We start from the raw sequence: 18,754 nt of genomic DNA, 5'->3' as shown, positions 1-18,754 counted from the left end.
CTGTCAGTTTATTTACTGATTTACGCTGCTTTTGAGACCTATAACAAAAAGCCGCCTGTTTCAGACGACTTTTTAGTTAAAAACTATATTTTTATCTTTTTTTAATCTCAAATTTTAGCAATTTCCACAAAACAAAAACTATTGGCCTCCATTGTTTCATGGAGAGAAAGTATTCCTTCTGAGCATTTTTGAATATCTACAGATACCTGGGGAGTCAGTATATATTTCAGAAGTTCTATATCATCCTGATCCAGGATTGTTTTTTTCTTTAGAATATCATAGGTACTGAGGCATTGCCTTGCTTCTTTTCCAAAGCTGTATTTTTTCAGGATATACTGACTTTCCGGCAGATGGGTAAGTGTCAATACCAGATTCATAGCATCATCATTATCATAAATATAATCCATTTCCCGGACTGAAAGATTTTCACTGAATCCGGCGCTGTAATCCAGACTGAAATTTTTGAAATTTGTAATCAGAATCTGGTAATTTCCATCTTCGTCTGCCGTAATCAGGTAATTTTTGTTTCTGTCAATAAGGAAATTCCCCATCTTTCCCATAAATTTCAGAGCATACCAGGATGGCTTTTTCAATCCGGCTTTGCTTATAAGCCCCAGATTTCCATCCAGAATCCCAATCGAATCATAATCTGACAGCGTCCGGTCTGTCCCGGAAAAATAACAGCCCATATCCAGGCTGAACATACACTCGATCATCACATTCAGCATCATCGCCGCTTTTCCACAACTGTCATTAAAATAATTATGATTTTCAATACTCAGATTCCACTCTGTCACATACAGTTTAATCTTTTCAAGCCCCATACTTTTCATAATCCCGGTCCAATTTTCAAGAATATTTTTCATATAATCCTTTTCGTAGTATTGCCTGACATTCGTATCCTGCATATCGTCCCGGTGGATCAGATAAAGATACAGAGAAATAAAATCCGGCCTGTTTTTCATTTTTAAAATTCCCTGACAGCCTTCCACAAACTGTTTCTCTCCACCCCAGCCGCCTCCGCCGACTTTGGCTTCAGGAATTTTATCTTTGATGAGACGAATGACCGAATCCAACACTGTAAAATAGCCCTGTATTCCATAAAAATCATTTCCGCTCATATCCTGCCACAGTTCAAAAATCCAATGGGCAACCTCACTGTTCCCGTATCGTGTAACAATATGCTCCACAAAACCTCCCACAATAGCATACCATTCCTCCAGACTTTGAAAAATCACATGACTGCTTCCCATATCCTGCCGGACATCTTTATAAAGATCCTTTTCTGACCCGGGAACTGTCTCCGGACGGTTCCCCAGATCAATCAGTGGATAAATATGATTTTTCACGCAGAAATCCAGGACGTCATCCACATATTGATAATTTAACTGTGTGGTCTGATGGGATTTTCTGAAAAACATCCGGGTCGAAAATATATTCCACAGACGAATATATTTAAACTTCAATTCTTTGTGAAGCATTAATATATGTTCCTGAACTTTTGTAAGAAGTACATATCTTGCCGGACCGATATTAACAGCCTGGTTCCATACATTGACAAAGACTCTTTTTTCTCTCACATCTGCCCGGGCTTTTACTGCAAGCGCCTTTCTTCCGTCAATGCCCTCCTTCTCCATGAAATCCTTCACATAATTCCAGGACATCTCCTCTTCCTCCGGATATTGCCCGGATTCCATATATTTTCTTCGATACTCCTTTGGCGTACAGCCAAAATGATTTTTAAAATTCCGTCCCAATACAGAGGCATTTGCAAAACCACAGTCCAGGGCAATCTCCAGGGCAGATTTTCCTGTTTTCACCAGCATTTCAGCGGCTGCTTCCATACGCGTCTGATTGACATACTGCATAAAGGAAACGCCGAAAGTTTTTTTAAAGTATCGATAAAAAGCAGACTCGGACATATGTACAGCTTCCGCTGCCTGTTGAACCGTCACTTCGTTCATATAATTTTTCTGTACATATTGTACTAAAAAAGACTGTGTGGATTTCTCCCTATCTCCTTCCTGTTCTTTTGCGCAGTGTTCAATAAGGAAATCCAGCAGCTTCCACTTGGCCGCCTCAAACAGGCATCTTTCTTTTCCAATATGGTGGACATAAATACTGATGATCCCATTGAGTAAATCATCAAATTCTTTGATCTCTATCCGCGACCATCCTGACATTTTGTTCTCAAAACATATATCCGAAACTCCCAATATGCGGCAAAGCCTTTTATACTGGATATATAGCAGACAGAGAATGCCTTCATCTCTGATATCTATACTATATGGCGTATTGGAATTAACAATATAGATTTCTCCCTTTTTCAAAAGTCTGCATTGTTCCGGTGTCGTAAGGGCTACGGCCCCCCGAAACACAAAAATCAGTACTACGTCCGTATGAATTTTTTCATCCGAAGGAAAATGACTGAGTATCTTTATATCGATCATCTGACTGGCCCCCACCCTGAAATTTTTTATTAAAATTATTTTAAAACACAGGCAGATTTCCCGTCAAGAAGGAGCCGGCATAATCTGAAAAGACTATGTCGGCTCCTTATAAAATAACATCATTATAAACCAAGATCAAAAGACAAATGTATTCATAGAATTTGGAGGAAGAACAGCAGTGAAACTCTTGTCACACCCCGAAAAAGTAAACGGCATTTCCTGATCCAGCGCATTCTGTACAACAACGACACAAGAATGATCTGGATTTTGAAATACAGTTGTGACACTGTTCCAATGACCGCGGGTCTTCAGCAAGACAGCTCCCGGCTGTACAAATGCGCTGAAATGCTTCATTGCGTAAAATTCAGGATTAAATATTACCTGTCCATTCTTCGGATCAATAGTAACCATACTATTCTGCCGCCATCCCCATGTACTTGATCCGCCGGTTTCCAGTACCATATTCCAATAAGTATAGGCAATGACTCCTTCGTGAAAATAGCGGTGCATTAATCCAAAAACATACTCCGCGTATTCCCATGAATTTTCTCCGGTACCACACTCATTTTCCGTCTGTACAAGAGGGATCTCAGGCCAGCTCTCATATGTCCTGGAAATCACATTGCGCCCGGACCACTGATAACCTATACCGGAAATATATTTCCGGGTATCTTTATCAAACAAAATAGCATCCACATAGCGATTATAATTATCCACCTGGATTCCCGCTCCCGGTATATACAGAGAATCTTCCGGGCCATTAAGCGTTCCCAGCCAAATCTGTGTATTCATATTTGACTGCTTAAATAATGGGCCTATATAATCTCTGATAAAAATTTTTAATTGTTGAGCTGTCCATTTACAGGATGGGTACTTCATATCCGCAAAAACTTCATTTTGGACATAGACTTGTTCTACATTGATCCCTTCCTGCTTATATGCTTCCACAAATTTTTTAAAATAAAGAGCATAGGCTTTTAAAACTCTGTCCTCCATCCTTATCTGTCCAAAATTATAAGCCTTTGGTGCTTTCATCCATGTGGGGGGACTCCACGGCGAAGCAAATAAAGTCAGATCAGGCTGTTTTTCCATAGCCTTATGAATATAAGGTATAAGATACCTTCTGTCACGATCTATAGAAAAATGTTCCATTGCATAGTCTTCATCATATTCGTTCAGACTATACCACTCTGCCCCATAATCACTGGCGCCAATGGGTACTCGACAGAAGTTAAAATGACAACTGTCCTCTTCTGTTGAAAATAGTTGTTGGAAAATCTGTTCCCTGCCTTTATCATCTGTTTTTTCAAGAGCAATAGCTCCTAATTCATTAAAACACCCGCCAAAGCCCTTGATTGTCTGTCCCTTTTCTCCCGTCAACGTCATTTTATTTTCATCCAGTACGTTTTCCGGGCCAATTATTCTCTCCTTCCAATACTCCTTCCGGGTTGTTGATATCCATTTCATTTTTCATCCACCCCTTTTTCCCTAATTTTATATCTCTCATCTGGATGCTTTCCATTCATCCAACTGCTGCTGAACGCTGTCTCTGTTCCAAATTGGGATACATCCGCCGCAAAGCCGAAGTTTTCAGAACGAATCAATGAAAAACCCCCTCTGCCGCAGCTTGCAGAGGGGGTTTTTGGAGGACGCCTGTATTAAATTATCGTCTATTGATCCAGCCATTCTATGGCGTCTTTTATGGCCGGATTCCAGAAATCCCAGTCATGAGCGCCGGGAGATTCCACATAGTGAAGATCGGCGTCATGTTCCTGGAGGAAATTGCGGTAATCCCGGTTGCCCAGAAGGAGACCGTCCTGCAGGCCGCAGGCCATATAGATCTTTACCGGAAGCTTACAGTCAAGATATAACTGCCGCGGGTCCATGTCGCTTCCGGGAATTTTTGACACATCGCCTTTAAAAAGCCGGTTAAAATGACTCCTCTTTGATGTTTCTATAGGCGTGTCATCCGTAGAGTTGATCACCGTATCCAGATCAAGGAAACTGGAGAGAGCGATAATACGACTGAATGTATCATTATATTTCAGGCCGTTGCAGATAGCGCCATAGCCTCCCATGGAAAAGCCGCCGATGTATGTATCTTCCCGGCGGTGGGATAAAGGAAAGAGCCCCCGTGTCATTTCTACAAGTTCCTGTCCCACAAATTTACTCCACCGTTCCACCGGATCATTATCAATATAAAAATTATTTTTACCGTAGGGCATAATTACGGCAATCCTGTGTTCTTCGGCAAACTTGGCAATCTGGGAGTACCAGAGCCACTCATATTCATCACATGCGATCCCATGAAGAAGATAGAGGGTACGCATAGGTTTTTTCAGATCATAGGGATGTTCATTAAAGTTTGGGAAATCCCCATAATTTTCAAACGGAATGACTGCAGTAAGGGTTACTTTTCCGATCAGCGCCGTTGAAGAAAAACGTGTTGTTAAAACTGCCATTTTTAATTCCTCCCATAATTAATCGCCATAAAGGGGACGCAAAGGTTTTTCCGGCAAGATTTCATACTCAAACCATTGAAAGACGGCCGGGGATTTACAGGTCCGGCCATTCCCGGAGGCATAGATACCAACCCATGTCCCCATACAGCCGCCCACAACTTCTGAGGACAGCATTTTCGTCTGGGCCGTACTGACCTTTGCATATTGACCGTCTTCCCCTTTGTAGGAAAATTCATAGTCATAACGGTCCGCCACAATGCGCAGGCAAAGATTGCCGGAAAGATTTTCCGGAAGGCCGACAAAAGTTTCTGTTGTCATATCCCCGCAGCAGCGGCGGAGAAGAAGAACCTTCCGGCCGTTTCGCACCGTCTTTACAAGCTCCATATGGCCGTCGTGGCGGTGCATCAGGGCAATACCCGCCTCCTCGTTTTCACCGGCAGGATCAAAATCCATACATACTTCCATGCGGCATTCAAAATCCTGCTGCCGCCGCCCCAAAAACGCCGGAGTTTTTTTATCTTTAAAGGCATACGCATTGCCCCGCAGCTTCAGCCCTTTTGGACTGATCTCATAATCTTTAAAATAAGTGCGAATGCTGACCCACTCCCCGGGAAGTCCACGGGAAAAATCTGTGTGGGGACTTGGAATGGCCACGTCAGAAAAACTTTCATCATTTATCCACAGCGGTTCACGGTCAATGACCATTTTATCCACAGGCATTTTACCCCTATTCACAACCGGCCAGCCATCTATCCATTCTACAGGAGCCACCGCCGTCTCCCGGCCAAGATGATGATAATACTGAGCGCTTAACCGGCAGCATAGAAATGCGATCCACCACTGACCATTTTTATCATCCACAAGATCACCGTGTCCAATGCCAAAAAGGGGAGCTACGTTGGCGTCCCGGGCAGTAAGGATCGGATTGTGGGGGCAGCCTTCATAAGGTCCCCACACATTTTTTGACCGGGAAATAGTTTCCATATGACCGCTTTCCGTTCCGCCCTCGGCCTGCATAATATAATACCACCCGTCTTTTTTCAGAATATGAGGCGCTTCCGGGAAACGGCCGCCGCAGCCATAATGGATGATCCGGCTCTCTGTCTTTTTTTCGCCGGTTTCAATGTCAATTTCGCACATCTGCGTTGCGGATTTATTAACACCGTTTTCAGAAATATCCGCAGTACTTGTAAAATAAACTCTGCCGTCATCATCGAAAAACAGATCCGGATCAATACCGTTCTGCATGATCCAAACAGGCTCCGACCATTCTCCGGCAGGGTCTTTTGCCCGGATAATAAAGTTCGCCGTACCGCCGGGTGCCATGCCTCCAGGACGGCTTACATTCGTCGTACTGATATAAAACCAGCCATTATGATAACGGATGGTGGGAGCAAAAATGCCCCCGTTATCCATCGAGCCTTCAAAATCCATCTGTTCCGGCCGGGAAAGAGCATGGCCGATCATTTCCCAGTGGATCATATCCTTACTGTGGTATATGGGCAGTCCGGGCAGATATTCAAAAGAACTGACCGTCATGTAAAAATCATCGCCCCGACGGCACACACTTGGGTCCGGATTAAATCCCCGGATCACCGGGTTTGTATACTGAATCATTGTCCTTCTCCTCCATTCTCTGCCAGCCATGCGTCAAGCTGTCCCTGAACGTTGGCCACAACATCGTCAATACCTGCGGCTTTAAGTTTTTCCTGGAATGCCGGGAGATTGGTTTCAACATCCATGGCGCCGCACTGAAGACTGTTGGCATATTCATTAAAGGCACTTAAAATTCCCGCAAGCTGAGTGTCCATGCCCGCGCTGGAAGCGGCAAAGCCAAAAATCGGGCTGTATGTAGCATTTTCATTGATTGTGAGGGCTTCCTCACGCAATGTCGGTTCGTCCCCTTCCCATACACCGGCAAGGAACTGATTGCCAAAGAGCCAGGATGTTTCAAAATGATATCCGGAACTGCTTATATCAACACCTTCTGGGAAAGCAAAAGTACCATCCTCTTTAACAACGTAATCCACATCTTCCTGCCCGTAGTTTAAAAGATTGACAATACGTTCATCGGTATACATCAGGTTAAGGAACTCCATGGCAGCTTCCGGTTCTTTAGATGTTACCGGGATTGTCCATGTTAATGTATTGATCGTACTTGTTGATAAAGGTGTATCGCACACTTCAATAATAGTCACCGGATACTGGGCTTTTGTAACAAACGCATTTTTCGTTGATGTCTCAGCGGCAAAAAATGTACTGAATGTATTTCCTTCGGCAATATGATATTCCGCATGCTGCTCTGCTGTCGTAGCGTCCTGATTGACAAGACCGTCCTTAAACCAGGAATTAAATAAAGATGTTGCCTCTTTATACTCTTCCAGATCGTAAAGGCTTACGACCGTTTCCGGATCATCATTTGCGGAAACAATATAGTCATTGATCAGCCGGTCATAGAAAAAGGCATCTTCAAAGTCTCCTGTAACCATAACGCCCTGGAAGGCAATGACGCCATTGGCCGCTGTTTCGCCAATAGGGATCAGATCTGTCTTTTCCTTAACAATACGGAGAATTTCCTCTACATCCTGCATGGAACGGATATTCTGAGCCTGTTCGGTCAGTCCCAGTTCTTCAAGGATATCGGTACGCATTGCGTAATATAATTTGCCGACGTTATCTTTATAGATCGGCACAGCAACAATATTGCCATCTATCGTTGTCGTGTTCAGATAATTTTCCGGTATGGTTTCCAGAATGCCCTGGCCATAGTCCTCCAGAAGATCATTTAACGGCGTTAGCTGATTGGACGATGCCAGTGTGGAAAATGCTGTAGCTCCTGAAAAGAATGTAGGCATCAGATCCAGTTGTTCTCCTGAAGAAATCATCAGATTGATCTGCTGATCCCACTGGCCCATATTAATGACTGTAATATTTACTTCCGTATTAATCTCCGGAACTGTAATGGCATTGATCGCATCTTCAATGCGTGTCAGATTTTCATCATTGGGAATAAACGTATTGTAGAAAGCCATCTCTATTGTTGCAATATCTTCCTGAGATGCGGCTGCAGCCCCCTCAGTGCCGCCGGCTGCTTCTGTATCTGCTCCGGTATTTGCTTCATTATTCTGGGCGCTGCTTCCCCCCGTATCCGCCCCTCCGGCGGATTCACTGTTTCCGCATCCGAAAGCTGCTGTGGAAACCATTGCCGCAGCCATTAATAAAGCCGCCCATCTGCGTCCTTTTTTTAACATATGATACATCTCCTCCTGAAATTTTCTTTTCTGATAAATCAAGTATAGCAGAGACAAAACCTTTTATCTTTTCACCAAAGACCGATTCTTTGTCATAGTGTGCAAATAAAAGATTCCAAAGAAAAGAGTGGAAAAAACGACCAAACAGTATGTCATTCTTCCCACTCCAGGAAAATTTATGAAGGATAAATCTGTATCAGCTTGATCTGATGGAGCTCCATGGTTTCTTTCAGCAAAAGCCTTCCCTGAGCCGCCGATATTTTCCTAAAGATCAGCCCCGGCTGAGTCACACCTTTTAAATATTCAATATCTTTTCCATTAAGCCCCTCCGGAAGTCCCATGGACATCCACTGATCCAGAAGACTTCCATGGGTCTGATCCAGAATATAACATTTCATATAGTAATCGGTTTCAGGAACATGATTTATTTCCATATTCAGCACAATCTGAGCATTATCTTCAAACATGCCTTCCAGGTCTGACGGCTTAATATCATACTCTTTTCTCAGAAAATATTTGTAATTCAGCGCCTTTGGACAAAACAGGAGGATCTGATAAACACCGGAGGCGCTTACCGTAATCATGTGTTCCGGCCCGCAGGCGAGAAGTTTTCCGGAAAGCTGCCTTAAAAACCACAACGCATAATAAACCGGTTTATAGAGGCCGTCTTTGCTCATTAATCCCGGGGCGCCAAATAAAAGTTTCGAAGAATCATAGTAATTCGATGACAGGTCACTGACCACACTGTACATAAACATCCTGCCGCAACCTGCAGAGGACGATACATGGCGCAGCAGCATGGACGCCTTGGCACAACTGTCATTGTAATAATTTCTGGATGAAACGCTGAGATTCCACTCCGTCACGTAAATATCCAGATCTTCCAGATGATACTGTGCCAGAATATTTCTGCACAGCCTGAGTTTTTCCACCGTATAATCAAAGTCCGAAATCTGACTGCGCAGCCCCGCGTAGGGATAAATATACATGGTGATAAAATCCGGAATTCCACCGCTTTCCACCATATCCGCAGCAATCTCCCTAAAATGCTGCTCACTGATCCCCAGTTCCAGTCCGCAGCCGCCAACGCGGATTCCGGGCGCCGCTTCTTTCAGCCTGGAACATATTTCTCTGAAAATCACGCCATAATTTTCATCCAGCCCAACAACCCGGCGGCTCCGGTCATCATACCAGCACTCAATGAGCCAGGAAGACACTTCCCTGACGCCATACCTGCCGACAAAATGGCGGAACATATCCGTAAGAACCTGAAACAGTTCATCCGCGGTTAAAAATGTGCCTTCTGCCTGCTCTTTATATAAAAACTCATTCATCGCCAGAAAAACAACATGTTCCCGGTCACACAGATCAATAAACGGATGCATTCCGTTGGAAATAATAAAGTCCATAACCCCGTCAATACCGTCAAAATTCATCGGACCCACACTGTGTTCTTTTCGGAGCCTTAGACGGGATGAAAAAATATTACTGATCCTCACATATTTCAGTCCGAGATTTTCTTTCAGTGTAAGAATCTGACTCTGAATCCTGGCCGATAAAAGATCCGCAGCATCTCCCGCGTTAATCCCCTGATTCCAGCAGTCCTCCCATACCGTCCCCTGATCCGTATCCGCCTGAACCACCCGGACTTTCTGAACTGCCGTCCTTGACCGGATTTTTAAAAACTCCGGTGAGGATTTTACCCGGGCAATAAGGTCATTTCCCACTTCCTGAACCGATGTATGTCCCTTTCGGTAATCCGTGGGCGTCTGCCCGTAGTGTTTTCGGAAAACCTTTGTGAATACCGAGGCGTTGGAAAACCCATTGTCCAGAGCAATGTCTGTCATACTTTTATTTGTAAAGATCAGATCTTCCACACTGTGGGTCAGCCGTACCCGGGTCACAAAATCACCGTAATTCACTCCGCACTGTTTTTTAAACCATCTCGAAAACGCAGAGGAAGACAGATACATTGTTTTGGCCGCCTCATCCTGGGACAGATTTTTCATATAATTGGCGCATACATACTGCATGACAAGGATCATGCGCTGGCTGATTTCGATATTTTCTATAGATTCCGGCCGGTGAAACAGGCAGTGTCTTACAAGAATATCCATAAGACTGTACCAGAGTGTCTCCCGCCTGAATCCCGGCGTCCCCGGAGCCGCTGTGTATTCCCGTACAAGCTGGGACAATACCTGAAAAACTCTCTGGTAGATATCCGCGTTCATATCGCCCCGCACTGTACTGCATATAAAATAGAGATAGGGCATACCCAAATTTTCCGTAAACAGACCATACCGAATCTTCAGGCAGGCATACAGGCAGTCCTCCCTGCTTTTCCATCCAAAACTCTGTCCCACATTTAAAAGAAAGAAATCTCCGGCACCGGCGTTAAAATTTTCAGTCCCAACACTGACATCCATAGATCCGGATAAAATATAGATCAGTTTTATATCATTTAAAACAGTAGTGATGTTTTCTCCCTTCCCCATCTGAAATGTCAGATCAAAATCCTTCTCCTTTAAATTCATCTCTACAGTCCTTTCCCCGCTGAAATCATCATAGAGAAAGTATAACATTTTCCGGCGGTCAAGTAAATATCCGCTGCATTTCAGCAAGCATATCCGGTCTGTCTCGCCATTCGCAAAGGCGCTGACAATAAATAATTTTAGTATGTATTTTTTCATTATCAGGCCGTGATAGTGCAAGCATTTTGCAAACAAGTATCCTATAATATATATCAGCCGGCCAGAGTTTGTCGGCAAATATTATCAGGAGGTTATACATATGGTAGAGAAATATGTCTACGGCACTCCATTTGAAACAGACGCAGTCGTTGTCCCCACAGATTGCAAAAATGGACATCCGCCGATCGGAAAAACAGACATTGAAAATGGTTATACCTGGACGTACACTATGTCCGATAATGACATTGTTTACGGTCTTGGTGAGGCCAACCGGGGCATTAATAAACGAGGCTATATTTATATCAGTAACTGTACCGATGAGTCCAATCACACTGAGGATATCTGTTCTTTATATACTGCTCATAATTTTATTATTATATCAGGAGAACAGCATTGGGGTCTTTTTTTTGATTATCCTTCCGTCATTTCTTTTGATATCGGCTACTCCCGCCAGGATTTGCTGACTGTGCACTGTGACAGCTCAGACCTGAATGTATATATTATCAATGGTAAGAACGCTTATGATGTAGTTTTACAATTTCGGAAAATCATTGGACAAAGCTATATTCCTCCCAAATTCGCGTTTGGATTCGGCCAAAGCCGGAATGGCTATGCTACAGAAGATGAACTGCGCCAGGTTTTAAAGGGATATCGCAAAAATCATATTCCTCTGGATATGATCTTTATGGATATTGATTATATGGAAAACTTTAAGGATTTTACTGTTAATTCAGAGAGTTTTCCGGATTTTGAAGCCTTTGTTAATGAAATGAGAGAACAAAAAATCCATCTCATACCAATCATTGACGCTGGCGTAAAAATTGAAAAGGGATATGATGTCTATGAGGAAGGCGTTGCCGGTGATTATTTCTGTAAACGCGAAGACAACAGCATTTTTGCCGCAACTGTATGGCCCGGTCGAACACATTTTCCAGACTTTCTCAACCGAAATGCCAGAGAATGGTTCGGAAAACAGTATAAAAAATTACTGGATATAGGAATTGATGGATTTTGGAATGATATGAATGAACCCGCAATCTTTCACTCTGACGAAGGTCTTGGAGAAGTCAAACAATTTCTTCGGGAATATTTAGACGATACTACAGACCAGTTTACAACCTACCATCTTTTTGCACATATCGGAACCCTTCGGAATAACCCAAAAGATTACACCCGTTTTTTTCATAATGTTGACGGACAACGTATCCGCCATGATAAAGTCCATAATCTATATGGCTACAATATGACCCGTGCTGCTAGTGAAGCATTTGAAAGAATTGTCCCCTCTCAGAGGATTCTGATGTTCTCCCGATCTTCTTATATCGGTATGCATCGCTATGGAGGAATATGGACCGGAGATAACAAATCCTGGTGGTCGCACCTTTTGCTGAATATTAAAATGATGCCCTCATTAAATATGTGTGGTTTTCTTTATATCGGTGCCGATCTTGGCGGCTTTGGCGCAAATACCACCCGGGATCTTCTTCTGCGCTGGCTTGCATTCGGTGTTTTTACACCATTAATGAGGAATCATACAACAAGAGGAACCCGCGCTCAGGAGTGCTACGCATTTGAGCATCCAGAAGATTTTAAAGACATTATTTCTGTCCGCTATCGACTTCTTCCATATATCTACAGTGAATATATGAAGGCTGCATTAAATAATGATCTTTATTTTAAACCATTGGGCTTTCTTTATCCGGATGATGATATTGCCAGAAGTACAGAAGACCAGCTTATCATCGGTAATGAAATCATGATCACTCCTGTATACACGCAAAACGTCCCCGGACGCATTGTCTATCTCCCTGAAGATATGCTCCTTGTTAAATTTTCCGGAAAAAGCACTATTTTCACTCAACAATTTTTTGCGGGACACCATTATATATACATTGGCCTGAACGAAGTTGTACTTTTTATCCGCAAAGGTCATTGTATTCCCGTAGCAATGCCTGCGGAAACTGTGGGGAATGTAGATTCATCCACCCTGACTCTTTTTGGATATAACGGAGCATCCTATGATCTTTATGAAGATGATGGTATTAGTAAAAATTATGAATATTCTCAGAAATACCTTCGCAGACTCTCCAAAACCGAACAATACTGATTCCCGCAATACTGAGGGGCTGTCGGTTAATACCGATTTTTAATCCCTGAGAAACAAGGATGAGACGTTCCCGCAGGATTCGGACTTTTTTAGGCCCGAATTCCTTGCGGAACCGTCTCATCCTTTTTTAACTCTCTATTTTAGGGCGCAATAACCCCTTGTTTGGATTTTCAGGGCGCTCCATCAGCTAAGCGGCTTCCTGCGCCTTTTTTCCTTCGTATTTCTTGATCTCTCCGTGTAAGAACCGGTGATATTTCAAAATGTTCCGGCCGATTGCATACAGCATGAATTCTTTATACACTTTTTCCTTTGAGCGGTAGTTAAAACGCCGGAAGCTTTCATTCTCTTTGATATCTCCAAAGTGTCCTTCTGTCTGGATCGATCGTGTCTGTCGCTTCAAAATGCCTTCTTCACTCTGGATATTCGCATTGGACTCTTCTTTTAATTCTTCCCACCGCTCGTTGATCTTCATCACTTTATTCCGATCCGGATTCTTTTCGGCGTTGTATTTATAAAGACATCTGGCTTTATGCTTACAGCCGCTGCAGTCTGCGCAGCCATAGACCTCCAACGTCTGGATGTAGCCCTCCTGCGCTTTGCTTTCTGTCCGGATACAGCTCCCTTCCGTCATGGCAGATATAATAATGCTCATCCTCAAAGGCGGCGTATGTCATATTGTAATACTTCCCGATATCTTCCTTGTATGCACGCGTTTTCCGTTTCTCATGGTCTTGGAGCTTGATATAGCTCTGTATCCCTTTCTCTTTCAGGTACAGCAGGTTCTTTTCACTGCAGTAGCCGCTGTCCGCAGTCACTGCCTCCAAGGTATCTTCAAATGCTTCCTGATGTTTTTTCAAAACAGGGATCAGCGTATTGTAATCCGTCCGGTCATTGCTGATATAGCTGTGGACAATGAAATAATTCTCTACCGCGATCTGGACGTTATAAGCCGGCTTTAGCTGCCCGTTCAGCATATGGTCCTCTTTCATCCGCATAAACGTTGCTTCAAGGTCTGTCTTGGAATAGCTGTTGCGGTCTTTTCCCATAACCGCAAAACATTCCTTATACTCCATCAGACGCCTTCCGCATGCTTCCAGTTCCTCATAGAGCTTCTGGATCTCCGGCTTATGTTTCCCCTTTCCCAAAACGAATCCAGTCCCTTCCCCATCGGCAATCCGCAGCAGATTCTTCTGCAGTTTCAGGATCTCAAGAGGGGAGCAGTTATCAATCTCGATCACCGTGTTATTGGAAATCTTTTTATGCTTTGTCAGTTTCCGTTTCCTGTTCTCTTTGATAACCTTCCGGATTTTGTCCATCCCTTCGATCACGAACATATGGGCATCTCCCAGATCATATTTAGGGCCATACCCATTCTCATGCAGGAAGGCATTGTACTTCGCATAAAGGGCATCGATGGTATCCAGCAGACCTGCAAGGTGATAGTTGAGGCTGCCGCGCCAGACGAAGGTGTATCGGTTTGCGTTCGCTTCGATTTTTATCCCATCAATGTAAAGTTCTTTCAGCGTGATAAGACCTTCCTTCTTCAAACGCCGCATGAACTGATAATTCAAGTCATCAAGGACTTCTCCCGTCAGTTTTTTCCCTTTAAAATCGTAAAAAGCATCCCGCTGAGGCTTCTGGCCTTTGGTAAGCCAGATAAAGGCAAGGTCCCGCTGGCACAGGTCAACAATCCGGTCAACAGAGCGGACACCGCGCATGTTTGCATAGGTAACAACAGAATACAGCATGATCGGGTTAAACCCTGTTCTTCCCTTGTCCGAATAACAGGCCAGCAGGCCTGAAAAGTCCAATTCCTCCATCACTTTTTTAAGGGTATAGACTGGATCGTCATCGGGTAACCTCAAATCGAAGAAACTGAAGTTAAATTTCTGTTGCCCAATTTCAAAAAAGTCGTTATAATAGTCTTTGGTAAGCATAGTTCCATTATAACATGGAACGGAGAAAAGATGGTTGTCGTTAGCCATCTTTTTTCTATTTTCAGGAAAAAAATTTCAGGCGCCGTAGTGACCCATCTGAGTCACTACGGCGCCTATTTAGGATTATCTATTTCCCGACAACCCCTTCTTTATAAAAAAGAGAGCTTGAGCGGCGGAAATCGATCCGCCGCTCAAGCTCTCTTTTTTACTACACGTCTCTATTTTTCAGTTTTCCGAGCTTTCAGCTTTCCATGCATCAAATTGTGCCTGTTTTTCCTTAACAATATCCTGAATTCCCGCTTTTTCCATTTCCTCGTTTAAAATCGGAATTGTTTCATCAGGATTTAAGGAACCACATAAAAGAGCCGGCACATATTTCTCATAAACATTCAGGCACGCAGTAATCTGATTCATGACTGAAGTAGAATCAAATTTGAACCCAAAACATACCGGAACCTGAGTAGATTCTGTAAATTGATCACTTTCCTCCCAATTAGTTTCAAGACCTTCTACGGTATAACTTAAACGTTCATTGGGCCATGCCCATTCCAGACGACTATATCCATTTGTTGTAGCATCCTTTCCTTCAGGGAAAGTAATCACCCCGTTTTCTTTATCCACAAAAACATAGTTTTTGCCTTCGATGCCGTTAATTACAAGATTTGCAACGGTTGGATCACTGTACATCAAGTCAAAAAAAGCAACCGCTCTCTCAGGATCTCCGGAAGCTGTAGGTACAAACCAACCTGAACGACCTCCAATATACGTAGGTACTCCATATTTCCATGCAACTGTTTCAATTCCGCCATTATTTTGGGTTGCCTCAATCTCCCAGCCAGGAGTCATATGCTGAAAATATCCAAATGCCTTACCAGCTGCTACAAGTGTATTACAGCTATCCGTGTTTGTTGAAGCATCCGGCATGATCAGACCCTCCTGACTCCACTGATACATACGTTCACATGTTTCTTTAAACAGATCTGTTTCAAAAAAGCTTACAATCTTCCCATTTTCATCAAAAGGATCTTCCAGTACCGCAAGGTTGTTGGAATCACCGCAGCTATCCTGCCCTATATACGGAGTACTTCCGCCAAACATATCTCCGGCATTGGATACCACGGGATACATATCCGGATGGGCCTCTTTTACTTTTACCAGAGCATCATGAAGATCATCCATAGACTGAAAATTCTCATAATCAATTCCCAGTTCGTCACAAATATCTTTGCGCATACCAAACCCAAGAATCTGGCCTTTTTCTCCATTTACAGGCATACCATAAATATCTCCATCATAAATCATACTCATCCAATCTCTTTCTTCCAGAGAAGAACAGAGATTAGGCGCAAACCTTTCCACCAGATCAGTAATTGGCTGAATCTGGCCTGTCTGAACATATTCCGATGGATCAGCCATTGGAATAAACAAATCCAACGCATCCCCGGATGATAAAATCAGATTAAGCTGCGTCATATAGGAAGCAAAACCGATTCTGGTTAATTCCACATCGCAATTTAATTTTTCTTCAGTAATTTCACTTAATGCTGCAGATACTTCTTCAAGAATTTGAGTATCTGCATCCCCCATAGCCATAACTTTTAATGTGTAATGATCTTTCGTATGAAAATATTCTGAAAGATCTCCCGACTCACCGGCCGCCTCCGTACTTCCAGACGCTGCTACAGACTCTGTTTCTGTCTTTGTCTCCCCATCTCCTGTGCATCCCGCCAGTAATGAACATATAGTCACTACTGTCATTCCTAACGCCATACATTTTTTTAACTTCATTGTAATCCTCCTCTACTTCCGATCGTTATCGGATTTATTATTTTTTATTGGGCTTACCTATTATACAGATAAAACATTTCTTATCCTTTAACTGCGCCAATAGTAATTCCTTTGACAAAATATCTCTGAAAAAATGGATAAATACATAATACGGGCAAGGCACCTACAACAGCAATCGCCATCTTTATACTTGTTGAAGGCATCGATGACATATCTACATTAGCGGAAAATGAACTGCTCAGCAATACCTGAAGATCCTGAAGCATATTGTTCAGTAATACCTGAATGGTATAATACTTTTTTTGTGTGAGATAATATAGACCATTCATCCAATCGTTCCAGTACGCCATGCCTACAAGAAGCATTAATGTAGCAATTATCGGTAAAGCCATTGGCATTACAACTTTAAACAATATCTGCCATTCACTGGCACCATCAATACGTGCAGCTTCAAGAACTTCTTCTGGGATATTCTGTGCCAAATTAGTTCTCATCATAATTACATAAAAGGCGCCCATCATTAACGATGGAACAATCAGTGCCGCGTAGGTATTACGTATATGAAAATATTGCGTCCACATAATATAAGAAGGTACCAGGCCTCCATTAAAGAGCATTGTAAAAAACACAATAAAAGACCAGATATTACGGTGCGGAAGGTCACGTCTGGATAGCGGATAAGCAAATAATATAGTCAGTGCAATATTCAGAACAGTTCCAACCACAGTGACCCCAATTGTTGTTCCATATGCTCTGAAAATTGTAGCGGAATTAGCGAAAATATATTCGTAAGCTGCTACGCTGAATGCCCGTGGAATAATCGAATATCCTTCCTGAATAAGCACATGCTCATCAGTAAATGAAGACACGATCAACAGGAGAAATGGGAACAAACAGAATATACATAATATAATCATTATAAAATGGAAAATAATCTGAGTTTTTCTACTTTTTTCAACCATAATGCGCGTCTCCTTTTAAAATAATGCATCGTCTTTACTAATTTTCCGTACAGTAAAATTAGCCAGAAGTACAACAAGACAGCCAACGACAGACTGATAAAATCCGGCTGCTGCCGACATCCCAATATTATTGCTTTGCATCAGACCGCGATATACATATGTATCAATCGTATTCGTTACATCAAATAATGGTCCGGAGTTCATCGGTACCTGATAGAAAAGTCCAAAATCTGAATAAAAAATCTTTCCTATGGACATCAGGGACAAAGTTATAATTGTTGACCGCAGGCCCGGAAGTGTAACATGATATATCCTTTGCCATCTGTTAGCACCATCGATAGCTGCCGCTTCATACAGTCCAGAATCGAGTCCCACAACTGTTGCATAGAAAATAATAGAATGATAACCGAAGTTTTTCCACAGATTAACGAGAATCAGGATAAAAGGCCAGTACTTTGGTTCCGAATACCAGCTGATTGGCTCTCCACCCAGAGCGCCCACAATCGTATGATTGACAAATCCAGTTTCCGTTGCCAGCAACGCATTTACAAGATAACTTACAATAACCATGGAGATCAAATATGGAACAAGAATCACAGTCTGATAAATCTTCTTGCTGAGTTTGCCTCTGATTTCGTTAAGCAGTATCGCAATAAATACCGCCATGATCGTTCCCAAAACAATAAATGCAAGATTATATAAAATGGTATTTCGTGTAATAATAAACGCTTCATCTGAAGAAAACAGATATTCAAAATTACTGAGTCCTGCCCACGGGCTGGCAAGGATCCCCTTTCTGAAATTTACCTGCTTAAAGGCGATAATCAATCCGGCCATAGGGATATAATTGTTAATAATTAAATATACCAGTCCGGGAAGCATCATCAGATATAAAGGAATATATCGCCTGTGTCTTTTTCCAAATTTTTTTAATCTCATGAACCACTCCTCCTCATCTTTATTCTATGAACTTTATTCTAACGTTCCAAAAAGAATAATTCTATAAATCGGCTGACATCCAAGAGCAATACAAACGACTTGTTAATGTAATTAATATTAAAATAGAGACCCGTCTTAAAAAAATAGCGACCTCTGAAATATCTTCTT

11 protein-coding genes and 1 pseudogene are annotated in these 18,754 nt (G+C 42.6%); 1 reads left to right on the top strand and 11 read right to left on the bottom strand.

The window, feature by feature from the left end:
• Nucleotides 1-107: 107 nt before the first annotated feature.
• From HNP82_RS15870 to HNP82_RS15840, 7 genes are all read right to left on the bottom strand, one after another.
• Nucleotides 108-2,450, bottom strand: coding sequence for a GH39 family glycosyl hydrolase (locus HNP82_RS15870; protein ID WP_183776297.1), 2,343 nt, complete (start codon nt 2,448-2,450; stop codon nt 108-110).
• Between the two features lie 135 nt (nt 2,451-2,585).
• Nucleotides 2,586-3,917 (bottom strand): glycoside hydrolase family 30 protein, encoded by a 1,332-nt coding sequence (locus HNP82_RS15865; protein WP_183776295.1) that lies wholly within the window; start codon nt 3,915-3,917, stop codon nt 2,586-2,588.
• Nucleotides 3,914-4,054, bottom strand: a complete 141-nt coding sequence (locus HNP82_RS15860; protein ID WP_183776293.1) for a hypothetical protein — start codon at nt 4,052-4,054, stop codon at nt 3,914-3,916. The genes HNP82_RS15865 and HNP82_RS15860 overlap by 4 nt, the downstream gene beginning before the upstream one ends.
• A 66-nt stretch (nt 4,055-4,120) precedes the next feature.
• The gene (locus HNP82_RS15855; protein ID WP_183776291.1) at nt 4,121-4,912 is read right to left on the bottom strand and encodes an alpha/beta hydrolase; all 792 of its coding nucleotides are present in this window, start codon (nt 4,910-4,912) and stop codon (nt 4,121-4,123) included.
• An 18-nt stretch (nt 4,913-4,930) separates the two neighbouring features.
• Nucleotides 4,931-6,529, bottom strand: coding sequence for a glycoside hydrolase family 43 protein (locus HNP82_RS15850; protein ID WP_183776289.1), 1,599 nt, complete (start codon nt 6,527-6,529; stop codon nt 4,931-4,933).
• Nucleotides 6,526-8,163: an ABC transporter substrate-binding protein gene (locus HNP82_RS15845; protein WP_183776287.1), complete on the bottom strand. Its 1,638-nt coding sequence runs from the start codon at nt 8,161-8,163 to the stop codon at nt 6,526-6,528. The genes HNP82_RS15850 and HNP82_RS15845 overlap by 4 nt, the downstream gene beginning before the upstream one ends.
• Before the next feature lie 176 nt (nt 8,164-8,339).
• Complete coding sequence (locus tag HNP82_RS15840; protein WP_183776285.1) at nt 8,340-10,853, bottom strand: GH39 family glycosyl hydrolase; 2,514 nt, start codon at nt 10,851-10,853, stop codon at nt 8,340-8,342.
• A gap of 100 nt (nt 10,854-10,953) precedes the next feature.
• Here HNP82_RS15840 and HNP82_RS15835 point away from each other — a divergent pair, with 100 nt between their 5' ends.
• Nucleotides 10,954-12,960, top strand: coding sequence for a TIM-barrel domain-containing protein (locus HNP82_RS15835; protein ID WP_183776284.1), 2,007 nt, complete (start codon nt 10,954-10,956; stop codon nt 12,958-12,960).
• Between the two features lie 187 nt (nt 12,961-13,147).
• Here the strand turns inward: HNP82_RS15835 and HNP82_RS15830 are convergent.
• The 4 genes and pseudogenes from HNP82_RS15830 to HNP82_RS15815 form a co-directional block, all read right to left on the bottom strand.
• A pseudogene (locus tag HNP82_RS15830) lies at nt 13,148-14,897 on the bottom strand (IS1182 family transposase).
• A gap of 225 nt (nt 14,898-15,122) precedes the next feature.
• A complete protein-coding gene (locus HNP82_RS15825) occupies nt 15,123-16,484 on the bottom strand; it encodes an ABC transporter substrate-binding protein (RefSeq protein WP_183776283.1) in 1,362 nt (453 codons plus the stop codon).
• Between the two features lie 281 nt (nt 16,485-16,765).
• Complete coding sequence (locus tag HNP82_RS15820) at nt 16,766-17,647, bottom strand: carbohydrate ABC transporter permease (protein ID WP_183776282.1); 882 nt, start codon at nt 17,645-17,647, stop codon at nt 16,766-16,768.
• A gap of 15 nt (nt 17,648-17,662) precedes the next feature.
• Entirely contained in the window at nt 17,663-18,586 is a 924-nt protein-coding gene (locus HNP82_RS15815) for an ABC transporter permease (protein ID WP_183776281.1), read from the bottom strand.
• Nucleotides 18,587-18,754: the final 168 nt, after the last annotated feature.

It is taken from the genome of Catenibacillus scindens (assembly GCF_014202115.1).
GTDB lineage: Bacteria > Bacillota > Clostridia > Lachnospirales > Lachnospiraceae > Catenibacillus > Catenibacillus scindens.
This window is presented reverse-complemented; position numbering and strand designations above follow the sequence as displayed.

What these genes read in the sequence shown, in the direction of transcription:
- HNP82_RS15855 (WP_183776291.1), bottom strand. Translation starts at nt 4,912, where the DNA reads ATGGCAGTTTTAACAACACGTTTTTCTTCAACGGCGCTGATCGGAAAA.
- HNP82_RS15850 (WP_183776289.1), bottom strand. Translation starts at nt 6,529, where the DNA reads ATGATTCAGTATACAAACCCGGTGATCCGGGGATTTAATCCGGACCCA.
- HNP82_RS15820 (WP_183776282.1), bottom strand. Translation starts at nt 17,647, where the DNA reads ATGGTTGAAAAAAGTAGAAAAACTCAGATTATTTTCCATTTTATAATG.
- HNP82_RS15825 (WP_183776283.1), bottom strand. Translation starts at nt 16,484, where the DNA reads ATGGGGGATGCAGATACTCAAATTCTTGAAGAAGTATCTGCAGCATTA.
- HNP82_RS15865 (WP_183776295.1), bottom strand. Translation starts at nt 3,917, where the DNA reads ATGAAATGGATATCAACAACCCGGAAGGAGTATTGGAAGGAGAGAATA.
- HNP82_RS15845 (WP_183776287.1), bottom strand. Translation starts at nt 8,163, where the DNA reads ATGTTAAAAAAAGGACGCAGATGGGCGGCTTTATTAATGGCTGCGGCA.
- HNP82_RS15835 (WP_183776284.1), top strand. Translation starts at nt 10,954, where the DNA reads ATGGTAGAGAAATATGTCTACGGCACTCCATTTGAAACAGACGCAGTC.
- HNP82_RS15870 (WP_183776297.1), bottom strand. Translation starts at nt 2,450, where the DNA reads ATGATCGATATAAAGATACTCAGTCATTTTCCTTCGGATGAAAAAATT.
- HNP82_RS15840 (WP_183776285.1), bottom strand. Translation starts at nt 10,853, where the DNA reads ATGAAAAAATACATACTAAAATTATTTATTGTCAGCGCCTTTGCGAAT.
- HNP82_RS15815 (WP_183776281.1), bottom strand. Translation starts at nt 18,586, where the DNA reads ATGAGATTAAAAAAATTTGGAAAAAGACACAGGCGATATATTCCTTTA.